This window comes from Kitasatospora sp. NPDC057223, assembly GCF_042669755.1.
Classification (GTDB): Bacteria; Actinomycetota; Actinomycetes; order Streptomycetales; family Streptomycetaceae; genus Kitasatospora.
In genome coordinates this window covers 16,266-32,036 of sequence record NZ_JBHUWW010000069.1, presented here as the reverse complement: position 1 = coordinate 32,036, position 15,771 = coordinate 16,266, and the positions used below count along the sequence as shown (strand labels likewise).

11 protein-coding genes are annotated in these 15,771 nt (G+C 73.0%); 6 read left to right on the top strand and 5 right to left on the bottom strand.

What is annotated here, in order from left to right; genetic code table 11:
- Window positions 1–84 precede the first annotated feature (84 nt).
- A complete protein-coding gene (locus tag ACFUK0_RS23445) occupies window positions 85–1,878 on the top strand; it encodes an amidohydrolase (RefSeq protein ID WP_380253259.1) in 1,794 nt (597 codons plus the stop codon).
- Window positions 1,879–1,905: 27 nt separating this feature from the next.
- Here ACFUK0_RS23445 and ACFUK0_RS23440 read toward each other — a convergent pair whose 3' ends face one another.
- A complete protein-coding gene (locus tag ACFUK0_RS23440; protein ID WP_380253257.1) occupies window positions 1,906–2,889 on the bottom strand; it encodes a zinc-binding alcohol dehydrogenase family protein in 984 nt (327 codons plus the stop codon).
- Between the two features lie 132 nt (window positions 2,890–3,021).
- On the bottom strand, window positions 3,022–3,504 hold the full coding sequence (locus ACFUK0_RS23435) for a MarR family winged helix-turn-helix transcriptional regulator (RefSeq protein WP_380253255.1): 483 nt from the start codon (window positions 3,502–3,504) through the stop codon (window positions 3,022–3,024).
- A gap of 32 nt (window positions 3,505–3,536) precedes the next feature.
- Here ACFUK0_RS23435 and ACFUK0_RS23430 point away from each other — a divergent pair, with 32 nt between their 5' ends.
- The 3 genes from ACFUK0_RS23430 (at window position 3,537) to ACFUK0_RS23420 (ending at window position 8,378) form a co-directional block, all read left to right on the top strand.
- Window positions 3,537–4,997: a DHA2 family efflux MFS transporter permease subunit gene (locus tag ACFUK0_RS23430; protein WP_380253253.1), complete on the top strand. Its 1,461-nt coding sequence runs from the start codon at window positions 3,537–3,539 to the stop codon at window positions 4,995–4,997.
- An 84-nt stretch (window positions 4,998–5,081) separates the two neighbouring features.
- Window positions 5,082–7,328, top strand: coding sequence for a transglycosylase domain-containing protein (locus ACFUK0_RS23425; protein WP_380253251.1), 2,247 nt, complete (start codon window positions 5,082–5,084; stop codon window positions 7,326–7,328).
- An 84-nt stretch (window positions 7,329–7,412) separates the two neighbouring features.
- A complete protein-coding gene (locus ACFUK0_RS23420) occupies window positions 7,413–8,378 on the top strand; it encodes a phosphotransferase family protein (protein ID WP_380253249.1) in 966 nt (321 codons plus the stop codon).
- 42 nt (window positions 8,379–8,420) lie between these two features.
- Here the strand turns inward: ACFUK0_RS23420 and ACFUK0_RS23415 are convergent, their stop codons facing one another.
- Entirely contained in the window at window positions 8,421–8,981 is a 561-nt protein-coding gene (locus ACFUK0_RS23415) for a TetR family transcriptional regulator (protein WP_380253247.1), read from the bottom strand.
- An 85-nt stretch (window positions 8,982–9,066) separates the two neighbouring features.
- Here ACFUK0_RS23415 and ACFUK0_RS23410 point away from each other — a divergent pair, with 85 nt between their 5' ends.
- Entirely contained in the window at window positions 9,067–9,915 is an 849-nt protein-coding gene (locus ACFUK0_RS23410) for a patatin-like phospholipase family protein (RefSeq protein WP_380253245.1), read from the top strand.
- 57 nt (window positions 9,916–9,972) lie between these two features.
- Here the strand turns inward: ACFUK0_RS23410 and ACFUK0_RS23405 are convergent, their stop codons facing one another.
- Complete coding sequence (locus ACFUK0_RS23405; protein ID WP_380253243.1) at window positions 9,973–10,614, bottom strand: HD domain-containing protein; 642 nt, start codon at window positions 10,612–10,614, stop codon at window positions 9,973–9,975.
- Between the two features lie 96 nt (window positions 10,615–10,710).
- Window positions 10,711–12,126 (bottom strand): helix-turn-helix domain-containing protein, encoded by a 1,416-nt coding sequence (locus tag ACFUK0_RS23400; RefSeq protein ID WP_380253241.1) that lies wholly within the window; start codon window positions 12,124–12,126, stop codon window positions 10,711–10,713.
- Window positions 12,127–12,430: 304 nt separating this feature from the next.
- Here ACFUK0_RS23400 and ACFUK0_RS23395 point away from each other — a divergent pair, with 304 nt between their 5' ends.
- A complete protein-coding gene (locus tag ACFUK0_RS23395; RefSeq protein WP_380253239.1) occupies window positions 12,431–15,631 on the top strand; it encodes a M28 family peptidase in 3,201 nt (1,066 codons plus the stop codon).
- Window positions 15,632–15,771 lie beyond the last annotated feature (140 nt).

The window sequence follows — 15,771 nt, the reverse complement described above, 5'->3', positions numbered from 1 at the left end:
TCCGAATCCGTTCGAGTTCGAACCGACGAAACCCTGGGTAGCTGCTGCGTCACCTGACGTATGCAGCGCGAGGAGAACGATCGTATGACTGATCAGCCGGTGGCGACGACGACCGCGGACGGCACGCTCCCGTACCCGGAGGCCGATGTGATCTTCCACGGGGGCGAGATCGTGACGGTCGCCGCCGGCCCGGTGCCGGCGGTCCTGCCGGAGGCCGTGGCGGTCAAGGACGGCGTCATCGTCTTCGTCGGCGGGCACCGGGCGGCGCTCGACCGCTGGCAGGGCGCGCGGACGCAGCTGCGTGACCTCCGGGGGCGGGCGCTGCTCCCCGGGTTCATCGACGCCCACGGCCACCTCGGCGGTATCGGCCTGCAGGCCACCATCGCCAACCTGCTGGCCGCTCCGGACGGCGACGTCACCGACATCCCGTCCCTCCAGGAGAAGCTGCGGGCCTGGGCGGGGACGGCGGTGGGCGCGGCCTCCGGGTGGATCGTCGGCTTCGGCTACGACGACGCCATGCTCGCCGAGGGGCGCCACCCCACCCGCGAGGAGCTGGACGAGGTGTCCGGCACCCGGCCGGTGCTGGCCGTCCACCAGTCCTTCCACCTGGGGGCGGTGAACAGCGCCGGGCTGGCGGCGCTGGGCTACGACGCGGAGCGGGAGGATCCCGAGGGAGGTGTGATCCGCCGCAAGGAGGGCGTCGAGGCCCCTCCGTACGGCGAACCCGACGGGGTGCTGGAGGAGACCGCGTTCAACCCGGCCTCCGACGCCGCGACGGCGGGCCTGCCGGCCGAGGCGCTGCTCGCCCTGTTCAGCAAGGGCGTGGCGTCGGCGGCGAGCTTCGGCTTCACCACCGTCCAGGAGGGCGGCACCACGCCGGCGAACCTCAAGGCGCTCCGGGACGCCGCCGCGGTCGCCCCGTTCAAGATCGACGTCGTCGCGTACGTCCGGGCCGACAGGGCGCTGGCGGCGCTGCCCGCGGACGTGGTCGGCGCGAGCCAGGAGTACGAGGGGGGAGTCCGGGCGGCCGGCGTGAAGATGTACCTGGACGGCTCCCCGCAGGGCCGGACGGCCTGGCTGACCGAGCCGTACACGACCCGGCCGGCGGGCAAGCCCGAGGGGTACCGCGGGTACCCGACCGTCGCGGACGACAAGGTGGTCCTCGACCAGGTGCAGAAGGCGTTCGCCAAGGACTGGCAGATCCTGGCGCACGTCAACGGCGACGCGGCGATCGACCAGTTCATCGACGCCGTCGAAGGCGCCACCGGGAAGACCGCGCCCCGGGACCGGCGGACGGTGGCGATCCACGCGCAGACCGCCCGCGAGGAGCAGATCGACGACTTCGGCCGCCTCGGCATCATCCCGTCGTTCTTCTCCATGCACACCTACTACTGGGGCGACTGGTACCGCAAGACCGTGCTGGGGCCGGAGCGGGCCGCCCGGATCTCGCCGGCCAAGTGGGCGGTCGACCGGAACATGGTCTACACCTCGCACCACGACGCCCCGGTGGCGCTGCCCAACTCGATCGCCATCCTGGCCAGCCAGGTCACCCGCCGCACCCGCACCGACGGCGTCGTGCTGGGTCCCGACCAGTGCGTGTCGGCCCTGGACGCGGTCAGGTCCATCACCGTCAACGCGGCCCACCAGTACTTCGAGCAGGACAGCAAGGGCAGCCTGGAGGTCGGCAAGCTCGCCGACCTGGTGGTCCTCAGCGCGAACCCGCTCACCGTCCACCCGGACGAGATCAAGGACATCACGGTGGCCGAGACGTTCAAGCGGGGGGCGCGGGTGCACCCCCCGCTCACCACCCAGGGCGCGGACCGGGGCGGCGAGACCTCCGTCGTACCGGCGGACCACGAGTGGCACTGCAGCTGCTGACCGGCCGTCGGACGGGGCGGCCCGCGGTCAGCCGGTGCGGACGACGAGCTTTCCGAGCCGGTGGCCGTGCTCCAGGTCGGTGTGGGCCGCCCTGATCTCGTCGAGCGGGTAGACGTGGCTCGGGCCCGGGGTGATCTCACCGGCGGCGATCCGGTCCAGGTACCGCTGGAGCACCTGGGCCGGCAGGTCGGCGGCCTCGCCGCCGTAGGCGGCCAGGCGGACGCCCCGGGGCAGGTAGGCGATCGGGTAGAAGTCCGGCACGGTCCACTGGTTGGAGAGCATGCCGGTGAAGCAGACCGTGCCGTGCACGCGGGTCGCCGCCAGGGTGTCGGGCAGGGTCGGGGTGCCGACCAGCTCCAGGGCCGCGTCCACGCCCTCCGGGAGGATCGCGCGTACCTGGCGGGCGACCTCCCCGTCGTCCACGAGCGGGTGGTCGACGCCGTGGTCGGCGAGGGCCCCGGTGCGCCCGGCGTTGCGGGTGGTGGCGAGAACGGTGGCGCCGAGGTCCTTGGCCAGGGTCGCCGCCACCAGCCCGAGCGCGGAGGTACCGCCGCGGATCAGCAGGGACTGGCCGGCCCGGAGGTCCAGCCCGACGGTCAGTGAGCCGTACGCCGTCTGCAGGGTTTCCGGGACGGCGCCCAGGATCTCCCAGGGCAGTCCGGAGTCGAAGGGGATCACCTGCGCGCGCGGCACGACGGTGTACTCGGCGTAGCCGCCGTCGAAGGTACGGCCCATGCCGCCCATCATCGTCGCCACCGGCTGCCCGGGCCGGAGCACGCCGTCCGGGTCGAGGTCCACCGTGCCGGTCGCCTCGATGCCGGGCACCCGGGGGAAGGTCACGCCCTGGGCCAGGCCGAGCCGGGTGTGCAGCTCGGAGCGGTTCAGCCCGAACGCCTCCACCTTGATCCGCACCCACCCGGGCTCCGGCTCCGGGACGGGCAGCCGGACCAGCCGCAGCCGCTCCACCGGCCCCGGTGCGTCCAGCACCACGGCCCGCATCACCTTGTCCATCGTGTTCCCCTCGGTCGTCGGCCCGAGCCGGTGGCCGGAGCCGCCCGCCGGCGTCGGTGCGGGCGCCGTCACGCTACCGGAGGCCGCTGGACCGGCCGGGCTCCCACGCCCGGCGAGAGTCACCCTGCCCGGTCACTCCCCGCCCTCCGCCACCGCCTCGCGGATCCGGCCGAGCAGTGCGCGCAGCTGCTCGCGTTCGGCGGGGTTCAGGGTGCCGGTGGCGGCGGCCAGGGCGGCGCCGTCCAGCTCCTCGGCCTCGACGTAGCAGCGGGCCCCGACCTCGGTGAGGGTGAGCAGGTAGGAGCGCCGGTCCTCCGGGTGGCGCACCCGCTCCACCAGGCCGTCGCGCTCCAGGCTGTCCACGATGGTGGTGGTGGTGCGCGGGGCGTTGCCCAGCAGGTCGCTCAGATCTCGCATGCGCAGCGGTTCGCCGGAGCGGGCGAGCACCCGCATGGCCCGCAGCCGCGCCACCGAGGCGCCGTTCTCACGCAGCCGGCCGTCCACGAAAATGCGCAACCTGTGGGTGGTGTCGAAGAGTTCGTCCACCAGGACGTCGCTGCTCCCAAAGTCCTGCCGGTCCGCCACTGCGCGATTCTCCCCGTCCCTCGTCTTCATGAGCACCATCATAGTGAGTATGCTCAGTACTTATGAGCACTCGCCTCGGTCAGCGCTTCGTCGTGCCCTTCATGACGGTGTCCATCACCTTCATCTGCATCGTCGACGGTGCGATCACCACCGTCGCCCTACCCAGTATTGCCCGGCAGTTCCAGCTCGGGGCCGCGGCACTCGACGCCGTCGTCATCGTGTACCCGGTCTGCCTCGGCATCATGATCCCCTCCTCCGCCTGGCTGCTGGAGCGCTTCGGCGGCCGGCGGATGCTGCTGCTCTCGCTCGCCGTCTTCACCGCCGCCTCCGTGCTGTGCGGCGCGGCCCCGAACCTCCCGTCCCTCATCGGCGCCCGGGCCCTGCAGGGCCTCGCGGCGGGGCTGCTCACCCCCACCTCGCAGGCCCTGCTGTTCCGCACCTTCAGCAACGCCGAACAGGTCCGGCTGTCCCGCCTGCTGATCATCCCCCAGCAGATCGCCCCCGCGGTCGCCCCGCTGCTCGGCGGGGTGCTCGTCACCAGCCTGTCCTGGCGGTGGGTCTTCTACGTGAACGCGCCGATCGGCGTCCTCGCCCTGCTCTTCGGGCTGATCTTTCTCGCCGAGCACCGCGACCACCCGCCCGGCCCGCTCGACCTGCGCGGACTCCTGCTCACCGCCGGCGCCACCGCCGCCCTGATGTACGGGCTCTGCGCCGGCCCCGGCGAGGGCTGGAGCCGCCCGCCGGTGCTCGGCTCGCTGGCCGCCGGTGCGGTGCTGCTGGTGCTGGCCGTCCGGACCGAACTCCGCGTACCCGAACCGGTCGTCCGGCTGCGCCTCTTCCGCGACCGGCTGTTCCGCGACACCAACCTGATCAGCCTGCTCGGGTTCATCCCGATCATGGGGGCGATGTTCCTCGGCCCGCTGTTCGTCCAGGACGCCCTCGGCGGCAGCGCCCTGGACAGCGGCAGCACCACCTTCACCGAGGCCTTCGGCGTCCTGCTGACGATGCAGGTGGTCGGCGTGCTCTACGCCAGGGTCGGCCCGCGCGTCATCATCGGCACCGGACTGCTCGGGGTCACCGGCGTGCTGCTGCTCTTCGCCACGGCGGACTCCCACACCGGCCTGTGGACCCTGCGCGGCTACATGTTCCTGCTCGGACTGGCCATGGGCGCGTTCTTCATGCCCACCACCATCGCCTCGTTCACCACCATCTCGCGCGCGGACGTCGCCTACGCCGCCACCCTCAACACCGTGGTGCGCCAGACCGGTGCCGCGCTCGCCCCGGCGGTGGTCACGGCCGTCCTCGTGCTCGGCTCCACCGGCGCCGACCACCTGCACCCGCCGCTGGCCGCCTACCGGACGAGCTACCTGGTGCTCGCCGTGATCGCCGTCGCGGCGGCGCTGTTCGCCTTCACCATGCCCGACGCCACGGCGCGCAGGGCGGCCGGGGCCACGGACGGGCGGCGGGCGGAGCGGACCAGTCCGCCGAAGGTGCTCACCGGCCCCGGGACGACGGAAGGTTGACGTGGTGAAGTTGTCACACAGTTGTGACAGCCGTGTGCGAACACCTGTCCCTATACCCGGTATGCCGAGCCATATTCTTCTGCCATGGCACCGACGCGCTCCTCCGCTTCCGAGTCCGCATGGCCCCCCGTACCGCGGCGCCGGCCTCGGACCCCCCTCCAACTGGTCGGGTACGGAGCGACGTTCATCGGGGTCAGTGTGCTGTCCGGCGTCCTGCTGGCCGGCATGGCCCTGCCGGCCGTCGGTGCGCTCGGGCTGACGGCCAAGACCACGGCCGACAGTTTCGACAACATCCCGGACGACTTCAAGACCCCGCTGCTGTCCCAGGCATCAATGATCTACGACGCCAAGGGCGGCCTGATAGCCAAGGTCTACGAACGCGACCGGACGGTGCTGACCGCCGAACAGATGGCGCCGGTCATGCGCAAGGCCCAGGTGGACATCGAGGACGCCCGCTTCTACGAGCACGGCGCCGTCGACCTCAAGGGCGTCCTGCGCGCGGCCAGCAAGAACGCCGAGAGCGGCACCGCCTCCCAGGGTGCCTCCACCCTCACCCAGCAGTACGTGAAGAACGTCAACGTCGAGAAGGCCGGCGACGACGTGGCAGCCGTCCTGGAGGCCCAGCGCAAGACCCTGGGCCGCAAGATCCAGGAGCTGAAGTACGCGATCAAGCTGGAGGAGGAGCTGACCAAGGACCAGATCCTCACCAACTACCTCAACATCACGTACTACGGGAACGGCGCCTACGGCGTGGAGGCCGCCTCGCAGCGCTACTTCAGCAAGAGCAACAAGGACCTGACCGTTCCGGAGGCCGCCCTGCTGGCCGGGCTGGTGCAGAACCCGTCGCAGTACGACCCGAAGCTGCACCCGAAGGCCGCGCAGAACCGCCGGGACGTGGTGATCGACAAGCTGCTGGAGAACAAGCACATCACCGCGCAGGAGGCCAAGGACGCCAAGGCCGCCCCGCTCGGGCTGGTCTACAGGGCCCCGCGCAACGGCTGCATCACCGCCAACGCGGGCATGGGCTTCTTCTGCGACTACGTCCGGCACGTGGTCAAGCAGGACCCGATCTTCGGCAAGACCGCCGCCGACCGGAAGAAGCTCTGGGACCAGGGCGGCCTGAACATCTACACCACCCTCGACCCGGACAAGCAGGCCGCCGCCCAGAACGCGGCGAGCACCAACGTCCGGGTCAGCGACTCGGTCTCGGCCGCCGTGACGATGATGGAGCCTGGCACCGGCAAGATCCTCGCGATGGCGCAGACCCGCCCCTACGGGCTGGACCCGAACAAGAACGAGACGGTCGTCAACTTCAACGTCGACGCGGCGATGGGCGGCGGCAACGGCTTCCAGCCCGGCTCCACCTTCAAACCGATCGTGGCGGCGGCGGCGCTGGAGGCGGGCCTGCCGCCGACCAAGGAGTACCCGGCGCCGAACCGGATCGAGTACCCGTCGATGAAGACCTGTGACGGCACCTGGAAGAACCTGGCCAAGGGCAAGGAGCGCACCGTCCCCAACGAGTCGGCGAACGAGGACGGCCCGTACGAGCTGAAGAAGGCCATGGCCCTCTCCGTCAACACCTACTTCGTGCAGATGGAGCAGGAGATCGGCCTCTGCGCGGTCAAGCAGATGGCCAACAAGCTCGGCATCGCGGCCAAGGCCAGCGGCAAGCCGCTGGAGGAGGTCCCGGCGATGGGCCTCGGCGTCGAGGAGGTGAGCCCGCTGACCATGGCGAACGTCTACGCGACCTTCGCCGCCCGGGGCACGTACTGCACCCCGCTCGCGCTCAGCAAGATCACCACCGTGGACGGCAAGGACGTCCCCGTGCCGGCCGGCAAGTGCGACCGGGTGATGTCCGAGAACACCGCCGACGCCGTCACCACCATCCTGAACGGGGTGACCGAGACCGGCACCGGCGCGGCCCTCAACCTGGAGGGGCGGCGGCAGATCGCCGGCAAGACCGGCACCTCGGACAAGAAGAAGGCCGCCTGGTTCGACGGCTACACCCCGCAGCTCGCCACCGCGGTCTGGCTCGGCGGTCCGGCCGGCGGCGTCGAGATGCGGGACATCTCCATCAACGGGAAGCACGTCGACGAGGTGTTCGGCGCCACCGGCCCCGGCCCGATCTGGCAGGACGCCATGAACCAGGCACTCCGCGGCACGCCCAAGGAGACACTGAAGATGATCGACATCCCGGACCCGTTGCCCAAGCGCGACCCCAGGTCGACCGGGACCTTCGGTGCGAGCGGATCCGCCACCCCCGGCCAGCCCACCTCCGGCGCCCCGAACCGCCGGCCGCGCGACACCGGGCGGCCGACCGAGCAGGGGTAGGGCGCGTCCTCGAACTCCCCTCTGCCGGTGCACGATTCGTCCGGGCGGTCATCGCCGCCCGGACGGCTGGGTAGGGTTCCTGCCATGACCGGGGAATCGGACGAACAGGGGTGGGACGCCGGCACCCGGGCCTGGGTGGCGTCACAACTGACCGACGGGGAGGCCGTGGTGGCCGTCACGCGGCTGCGCGGCGGCTGGACGTCGGAGGTCAGGCGGCTGGACGTCGCCGGCCCGGCCTCCCGACGCTCGCTGGTGCTGCGCTCGTTCACCGAGCCGTACTACGTACGACACGCGAAGGGCCTGCTGACCCGGGAGGCCTGCACCCTCGCCCTGCTGCGCGGCACGGGGGTGACCGCCGCCTCGCTGCTCGCCGTCGACCCGACGGCCGAGTTCGCCGGGTTCCCGTCCCTGCTGATGTCCCTGCTGCCCGGCGAGGTGCGGCTCGACGACGCGACGGCCGCCCCACGAGTCGAGCTGCTGGCACGGCAGTTGCTCCGCATCCACCGACTCCCGGTACCCGGGCCGCGCCGGCCGCGCGACTACCGGGTCTGGACCCCGCCCGACCGCGTCCGGCTCCCCCCGGCCACCGCGCGCCCCGAACTGTGGCGGCGGGCGATGGACGTCGTCCGGGCGCGGCCCCCGGCGTACGAGGGCTGCTTCCTGCACCGCGACTTCCACCCCGGGAACGTCCTGTTCGGCGGCGACGCCGGCGACCAGCACGTCACCGGCGTGGTCGACTGGGTGGAGACCTCCTGGGGCCCGCCGGACCTGGACGTCGGGCACTGCGCGGTCGCACTCGCGCTGCTGCACGGCCCCGGCACCGGTCTGCTGCTGGTGGACGGCTACCTGGCCGCCGGCGGCCGGCTCTCCACCGCACCGGGCGCGCACCTGTACTGGCAGCTCCTGAGCGCCCTCCACTACGCCCCGGACGCCGAGAAGCTCGCCGCCCCGTGGCGCGAACTCGGCCGCACGGACCTCACGCCGGCCCTCGTCGCCGCCCGCCTGGAGGACTACGTGTCGGCGGTCCTCACCCGCTACGGGGAGCCGTAGAGCGCGGGGCGGTACCACCCTGACGGACCCTGCCGGGACCGTTCACCCGGCCAGCAGTTCAGCGAAGCGGTCCAGCGCCCGATCGGTGCGGTCACGGTCGCCGCTGGCCGTGAGGTCGAAGAGCAGACCCCGGACGACGGCCATGACCAACGTGGGCGTGACGGTGTCGTCGGGACCGGTGGAGACGTCACGGAACGTGGCGCCGAGCGTGTCGAACCAGTCCGTGATCGCCTCCCCCTGGTCGGGGTAGGCCTCGGGATGGACCAGTCCGTCGGCGTGCACCTCGAAGAACAGCCGGACGAACGGAGCGCGTTCGTCCGCGCTGATCCAGGCCCAGATGCCACGCAGCCGCTCCTGTACGGAGCCCGTCCTCGGCGGACGGTGTCCGGCCAGGCGCACCGCACCTCGGCGGCGCGCCTCGGCGAGGACAGCCGCGACCAACTCCTGTTTGCTGCCGAAGTCGTAGAGCAGCATCCGCGGGCTGGTGTCGAGGGCCGCGGCCAGTGGCCGCAGGCTCAGCCCGGCCAGGCCGTGTGCCAGCACGTAGTCGGTCGCCCGCGCCAGGGTGCGCTCGCGACGGGCGGGATCAGCGGGTCGGCCCACGGTCGATCTCCCCTCGGCGCAACGGAGTTGCCACATCATGAGCGAGTATATGGTACGACTGTTTCAATAACGAGGGGAGATCACCTTGCACACCTTCGACCGAGCACTCGTCCTGGGTCCCGGGAGTCACGTCGGCACCGCCTGGATGGCAGGGCTGGCCCACGGATTGCGCCGCGACGGCCTGGACCTGGGCGAGGCCGACCTGATCGTCGGGACGTCGGCCGGCGCGATCGTCGGAGCACTGCTCGCCACCGGCCAGGATCCGGGACGGCTCGCGACGTCGGCCCGGCAGCCGGCTCACCGGGTCACGGCGGACCCCGGACGGATGGGCGCGGTGTTCGCCGTACTCGGCGACCGCAGCCTGGAGCCCGGCGAGGCCAAGCGCCGGGTCGGCCGGATCGCGCTCGACGGCGTCGACCCCCGGGCCGAGGAGGCGCTGATCGCGGGGCGCGCCGCCCTGCTCGGTGCGGAGGTGTGGCCGGAGCGGCGACTGCTGATCACCGCCGTGGACGCGACCAGCGGGGAACCCGTCGTGTGGGACCGCGACAGCGGCGTGCCGCTGGTGCACGCGGTGGCAGCGAGCAGCGCCTTCCCCGGCGCCGCGCCGCCTGTCGCCGTCGACGGCCGGCGGTACCTGGACGGTGCGCTGCGTGCGGGCCCCAACGCCGATCTTGCTGCTGGAGCCCGCAGGCTGGTCGTGGTCGAGCCGATGGCCCACCTGTTCCCCCGCGAGCCGCTCGACCAGCAGCTGGCGGCCGTGGGGGCGGACACCGTGGTGACCATCGGCCCCGATCCGGCCTCGGTAGACGCCTTCGGCCCGGACATGGGCGACCTGGCAGCCTGGGAACCGGCCTACCGAGCGGGTCTCCGCCAGGCCGCCGACGTCGAGGAGCGACTCCGCCCGATGTGGCGGGCGGAGTCCGACGCGGCCTGACCACTGGTCAGGGCGCCGACGGCCCTGCGGTGACAGCCGACCGGGGACGGGTCGGGCTCAGCTCCGTTCGAGGGGGTTGGCCGCGATCCGCCCGGCCAGGCCGCTCGTCACCATGCCGGCCGCCGCGCTGCCCGGCTTGCGCCGCAGCTGCTCGTCGGCCAGGGCCAGGAAGGCGGCGCCGAAGCCGGCCCGGGGCAGCTGCCGCATCAGTTCGGCGGTGAACCCGGGGTCGAAGGCGTCGAGTCCGCGCCCGGAGACGTCGGCGCTCGTGCCGACCTGGAGGAGGTGGCTCTCCACGTCCTGCGCGGCCGGCACGTCGTCGCGCATGTGCAGGACGATGATCTCGGCGGCCCGGTCGCGCCGTTCGACGGACCAGCCGAGCCCGGCGGTGAACACCCGGGCGAGTTCGCCGCCCGCCTCCTCGAAGGCGAGGGTGTGGCTGTCGAACGGCTTCGTCAGCCCGAGATCGTGCAACAGGGCCGACACGAAGAACAGCTCGTCGTCGAACGCGAGGGCGCCGGCCCGCGCGTGGGCCGCGCCGAAGAAGTACGAGCGCACCGAGTGGTTGAACAGCCCCTCGTCCGCGTACTCGGCGCAGACCAGCAGGGCGGCCCGCGCAGCGTGGCCCTGCGGCACCCGCAGCCCGGCGATCTCGGTGGCCTCGGTGATGCTGGTGGTCCCATCGGCGGAGCCGCTCATGGTGTCCCCCTTCGCCGGCCCGCCCGGGGCCCGGCCTCGTACGACGCGCGGCGGACGCCGCGGCCCCGCCATGATCGCAGCGGATCCGGCCGGCCGTCACCGGACGAGTTCGGCCAGCCGGTCCGCCGCGGCGGTGATCTCCGGCCGGCCGCCCCGGTGGGCTGCCAGCCGGTCCCGCAGGCCGCGGAGTTCGTGGCCGACCAGGGCCGGTACGCCGTCGGCGGTGTTCTCCAGTACCGGGGCGAGGAGCGAGAGGGCGGCCTGCGGGTCGTCCGCGCAGAGGTGGCAGTCGGCGATCCGTAGCGTGATCAGCAGGCGGGTGGACGGGAGTTGCCCGGGGGCCAGCAGGCCCAGCGCCGTCCGCGCGGCGTCGCCGGCGCGCAGCGCGAGCCCGGGGTCGCCGGCGGTCGCGGCGACGTCCCGCAGGGCTGCGGCGGCGGCCGACTCCACCCGCAGCCGCATCGAGGCGATGGTCAGCCAGGGCGCGTCGGACTCGTCGCCGTCGGCGATGTGGTCGAGGTGCAGGCGGGCGCGGGCGATGTGCCGGACGGTCTCGCGGGCGTCTCCGGCTTGGCCCCGCGCGCGGGCCTGGTGCAGCTGCGCCATCGCGCCCGCCCAGTGGCGGCCGGGTGCCGCCCGGCCGATCTGGCGGGCGTAGCCGAGCGCGGAGGCGGCGTCGCCCTCCAGCCGGGCCAGGGTGCTCATGTCGCTCAGCGCGGCCACCTGGGTGGCCCGGTCCCCGGCCAGTTCCGACCAGGCCAGGGCCCGGTCGAAGCAGGCCATCGCGGTGGCGTTGCGGCCCTGCTGCATCCGCAGGCCGCCGGCGGCGTGCGCGTACTCGGCGGCGAGCCGGGCGAGCGGGCGGCGGGAGTCCCCGGGGGCGAGGTCCAGTCGCCGGACGACGGCCCGCAGGGTGTGCTCGACCAGCGCGGTGCCGGAGTGGGTGTGCTCCTCGCCGGCCCGCAGCAGTACGGCGAGGAGGGCGGTCAGGGCGTGGGCGGTGTCGGCGTCCAGCGGCGGCGCGGCGGCGGGGTCGGCGGCGCAGAACGCGGTGTGCAGGGCGGCGATGTCGGCGGGAGCGGGCACGGCGCAGCCGTCGGCGCCGTGCAGCGGGCAGAGCAGGCCGTAGTCGGGGAGGCGGGCGGGCAGCAGGCCGGCCAGCAGCAGCGCGGCGGGCGCGGGTTGCCGCCCGGGGCCGCCCGGCAGCGGCGGCCGGATGGGGCTCGCGAGTGACTGCGGGGCGGGTGCGGCCGGTGGGCTCCACTCCTCGGCCGTCCGGCAGGCCGCCAGCAGTTCGCCGCCGGCCGCGAGCAGTTCGTCCAAGCGGCCGGCCAGGCGGGGTGTGGCGCGGCGGGTGCCGTGCTCCAGCTTGCTGACGGCGGTGTGGTCGTAGCCGATCTCGGCGCCGAGTCTGGCCTGGGTGAGGCCCGCGCGTCGGCGCCAGTGCCGCAGGCGGCTGCCGAAGACCCGCCAGGGGGTGGCGGCGGGCGGCGCGTCGGCGTTCCCGTGCACGGGCGGCCCTCCCCCGAGGTCCTTCGGTGGGCGGGCGCGGACGCGCGCCGCCGAGCGAGACGGTACTGGACGGCGGCCGGTCCGTACATGAGGTGGTCTCAACCACTTTGCGGAGCGGTCTTCTTGACAGAACTTGCCGACGGGTCGTGGGAGATGTCCAGACCATTGATCGAGGCATGACGACATGTGAGGGTTCCGGCACCCGAACGCGGACACCGCTCGCCCCGGACCGCCCGACCGGCGCACCCGAGGGCCTCCCAGGGCGTCGTCCGCGTTCGAGGACCCCCACGTTCGAGGAGCCTCGATGCAGCACAGATTCACCAAGGGACGATTGCTGACGGCCGGGACAACCCTGGCCGTCCTGGCAGGCCTGACGGGCGCCGTCGCCGGACCGGCGACGGCGCTCCCGGGCACCACCGCGACTCCCCCGCCGAGCGCGCTGGCCGCCGCCGTCTCCGCCGCCGACCAGGCCGCGGCAGCCGGACTGGACGCCCTCGCCAAGGGCCCGGGCGAGAGCTACGAGCGGCGCACCGTGACCCCGTGGGTCGACGGCATGTACTCGGTCGCGTACGAGCGCAGTTACCGCGGTCTGCCGGTGGTCGGCGGCGACGCCGTCGTCCTCGCCGACGGGCAGGGCCGGATCCGCGGCTCCCAGTCGGCGTCGAGCGGGCCGATCGGCGTTCCCACCACCCCCCGGGTGAGCGCCGCGAACGCCGAGAAGACGGCCCGTACCCGGCTCGCGGCCGTGGACGCCGTCGAGTCGCGCACCCTGGTCGTCCGGGTCAGGGACGGCGTCGCCCGGCTCGCCTGGGAGACCGTGCTCAGCGGCCGGACCGCCACGGCGCCCAGCCACCTGCACGTCTTCGTCGACGCCCGCAGCGGCGAGGTGATCGACAGCTACGACGACGTCAAGGCCGGTACCGCGAACAGCAAGTGGAACGGCCCGGCGCCGGTCACCATCGCCACCACCGCCTCCGGCGGCACGTACTCGCTGCGCGACCCGGGCCGGCCCGGACTGAGCTGCGCCGACTACAGCAGCGGCCAGGTGTTCTCCAAGACGAGTGACTCCTGGGGCACCGGCAGCCCGACCAGCAAGGAGACCGGCTGCGCCGACGTGATGTTCGCGGCGCAGAACGAGTGGAACATGCTGCGCGACTGGCTGGGCCGCAACGGCCACAACGGCAACGGCGGCAGCTGGCCGGTCAAGGTCGGCCTGAACGACGTCAACGCGTACTGGGACGGCTCCTCGATCTCGATAGGCCACAACAACGCCAACGAGTGGATCGCCTCGATCGACGTGGTCGGCCACGAGTTCGGCCACGGCATCGACCAGTACACGCCCGGTGGCGCCAACAACGAGGCCGGGCTCGGCGAGGCGACCGGCGACATCATGGGCGCCCTCACCGAGGCGTACGCCAACGAACCCGCCCCGTACGACAACCCGGACTACACGGTCGGCGAGATGATCAACCTGGTCGGCAGCGGGCCGATCCGGGTGATGTACAACCCCTCGCAGATCAGCGGCAACCCCAACTGCTACTCCGCCTCGATCCCCACCACCGAGGAGCACGCGGCGGCCGGGCCGATGAACCACTGGTTCTACCTGCTGGCCGAGGGTTCCGCCCCCGGCGGCGGCAAGCCCTCCAGCCCGACCTGCAACAGCTCCTCCGTCACCGGCGTCGGCATCCGTGACGCCGGCCGGGTGTTCTACGGCGGCATGCTGCTCAAGACCAGCGGCATGACGTACAAGAAGTACCGGACCGCCACCCTCACCGCCGCGAAGAACCTCGACCCGGCGTGCACCCTGTTCAACCGCGCCAAGGCGGCGTGGGACGCGGTCAGCGTGCCCGCGCAGGCCGGTGACCCGACCTGTACGCCGTCCGGCAGCAACGACTTCTCGCTGAACGTCGCCCCGGCCGCCGGCACCGTGCAGCCGGGCGGCTCGGCCACCGCGACGGTCGGCACCGCCGTGACCTCGGGCAGCGCCCAGAGCATCGCACTGACCGCCTCGGGCCTGCCGAGCGGCGTCACCGCCTCCTTCAACCCGGCCTCGGTGCAGGCGGGTTCGTCCGCCACGCTGACCCTGTCCGCGTCGGCCGCCGCGGTGGCCGGCAGCTACACCGTCACCGTGACGGGCACCGGCAGCGCCACCCACACCGCGCAGTACGCCCTGACGGTGGGCGGCGGCGGCAACCCCGGCGGCAACGCGCCCGATATCGACGTCGCCAAGGTGCAGGCCGACCTCACCCAGCTGAACACGATCGCCTCGCAGAACGGCGGCAACCGCCGGGCCGGCACCGCCGGCCACACCCAGTCGGTGGCCTACCTCAAGGGCAGGCTCCAGGGGGCCGGTTACACCGTGACCGAGCAGCAGTGCACCTCCTGCACCTACGTCTCCAACAACCTGATCGCCGACTGGCCGGGCGGCCCGTCCGACCAGGTGACCATGTTCGGCGCCCACCTGGACAGCGTCGCCGCCGGGCCCGGCATCAACGACAACGGCTCCGGCTCGGCCGTCCTGCTGGAGAACGCGCTGGCCCTGGCGCAGGCGAACCCGGCCCTGACCCGGCACGTCCGGTTCGCCTGGTGGACGGGCGAGGAGCAGGGCCTCCAGGGCTCCAACCACTACGTGAGCCAGCTGAGTTCGGCGCAGCGCAGCGCCGTCAAGGGCTACTACAACTTCGACATGGTCGGCTCGACCAACGCCGGCTACTTCATCAACAACATCAACTCCGCGGCCGCCGTACCGATGAAGGCCTACTGGGACTCGCTGGGCCTGCAGCCCGAGGAGAACGTCGAGGGCCAGGGCCGTTCGGACGACTACTCGTTCCAGCAGGGCGGCATCCCCACCTCCGGGTACGCGGCGGGCGCGAGTGCCGTCAAGACCTCGGCCCAGGCCGCGAAGTGGGGCGGCGCAGCGAACCAGGCGTACGACTCCTGCTACCACCAGTCCTGCGACACCACGGGCAACGTCAGCGCCACCGTGCTGAACCGCGCCGCCGACGGCGTCGCCTACACCCTCTGGAAGACCTCGGTCGGCGGCACCACCCCGACGAACGACTTCTCGCTCGCGGTGAACCCGGCGACCGGCACCGCCGCCCCGGGCAGCAGCGTCACCGCCACGGTGGCCACCGCCACCACCGCCGGCACCGCCCAGACGGTGAACCTCACCGCCTCCGGCCAGCCGAGCGGCGTCACGGTCACCTTCAACCCCGGTGCGGTGCAGTCCGGTTCGTCCTCGACGATGACGCTCTCGGTCGGCTCCGCGACCACCGCCGGCACGTACACCATCACGGTGACCGGCGCCGGGTCGGCGACCCACAGCACCACGTACTCGCTGGTCGTCGGCTCCGGCCCCGGCAGCGGGACGTGGGCGGCGGGCACCGTCTACCAGGCGGGCGACGTCGTCACCTACAACGGCGTGAGCTACCGGTGCATCCAGGGTCACCAGGCCCAGACCGGCTGGGAGCCGCCGATCGTCCCGGCGCTCTGGCAGCGCCTCTGACCGACCGGCACCACCGCTGACCGACCGAATCGCACCAAGCTGTGCCGCAGCCCGTTGGGGGACGGGCTGCGGCACAGCGGCACGCCCGCCCGGAGCGGCCCGGCAGGCCCGGCCGGGCGCGACACGTCGGGGCGCGGCAC

Excerpts from the sequence above, each read along its gene's own strand:
- ACFUK0_RS23445 (WP_380253259.1), top strand. The coding sequence starts at position 85 with ATGACTGATCAGCCGGTGGCGACGACGACCGCGGACGGCACGCTCCCG.
- ACFUK0_RS23440 (WP_380253257.1), bottom strand. The coding sequence starts at position 2,889 with ATGGACAAGGTGATGCGGGCCGTGGTGCTGGACGCACCGGGGCCGGTG.
- ACFUK0_RS23435 (WP_380253255.1), bottom strand. The coding sequence starts at position 3,504 with ATGAAGACGAGGGACGGGGAGAATCGCGCAGTGGCGGACCGGCAGGAC.
- ACFUK0_RS23430 (WP_380253253.1), top strand. The coding sequence starts at position 3,537 with ATGAGCACTCGCCTCGGTCAGCGCTTCGTCGTGCCCTTCATGACGGTG.
- ACFUK0_RS23425 (WP_380253251.1), top strand. The coding sequence starts at position 5,082 with ATGGCACCGACGCGCTCCTCCGCTTCCGAGTCCGCATGGCCCCCCGTA.
- ACFUK0_RS23420 (WP_380253249.1), top strand. The coding sequence starts at position 7,413 with ATGACCGGGGAATCGGACGAACAGGGGTGGGACGCCGGCACCCGGGCC.
- ACFUK0_RS23405 (WP_380253243.1), bottom strand. The coding sequence starts at position 10,614 with ATGAGCGGCTCCGCCGATGGGACCACCAGCATCACCGAGGCCACCGAG.
- ACFUK0_RS23395 (WP_380253239.1), top strand. The coding sequence starts at position 12,431 with ATGCAGCACAGATTCACCAAGGGACGATTGCTGACGGCCGGGACAACC.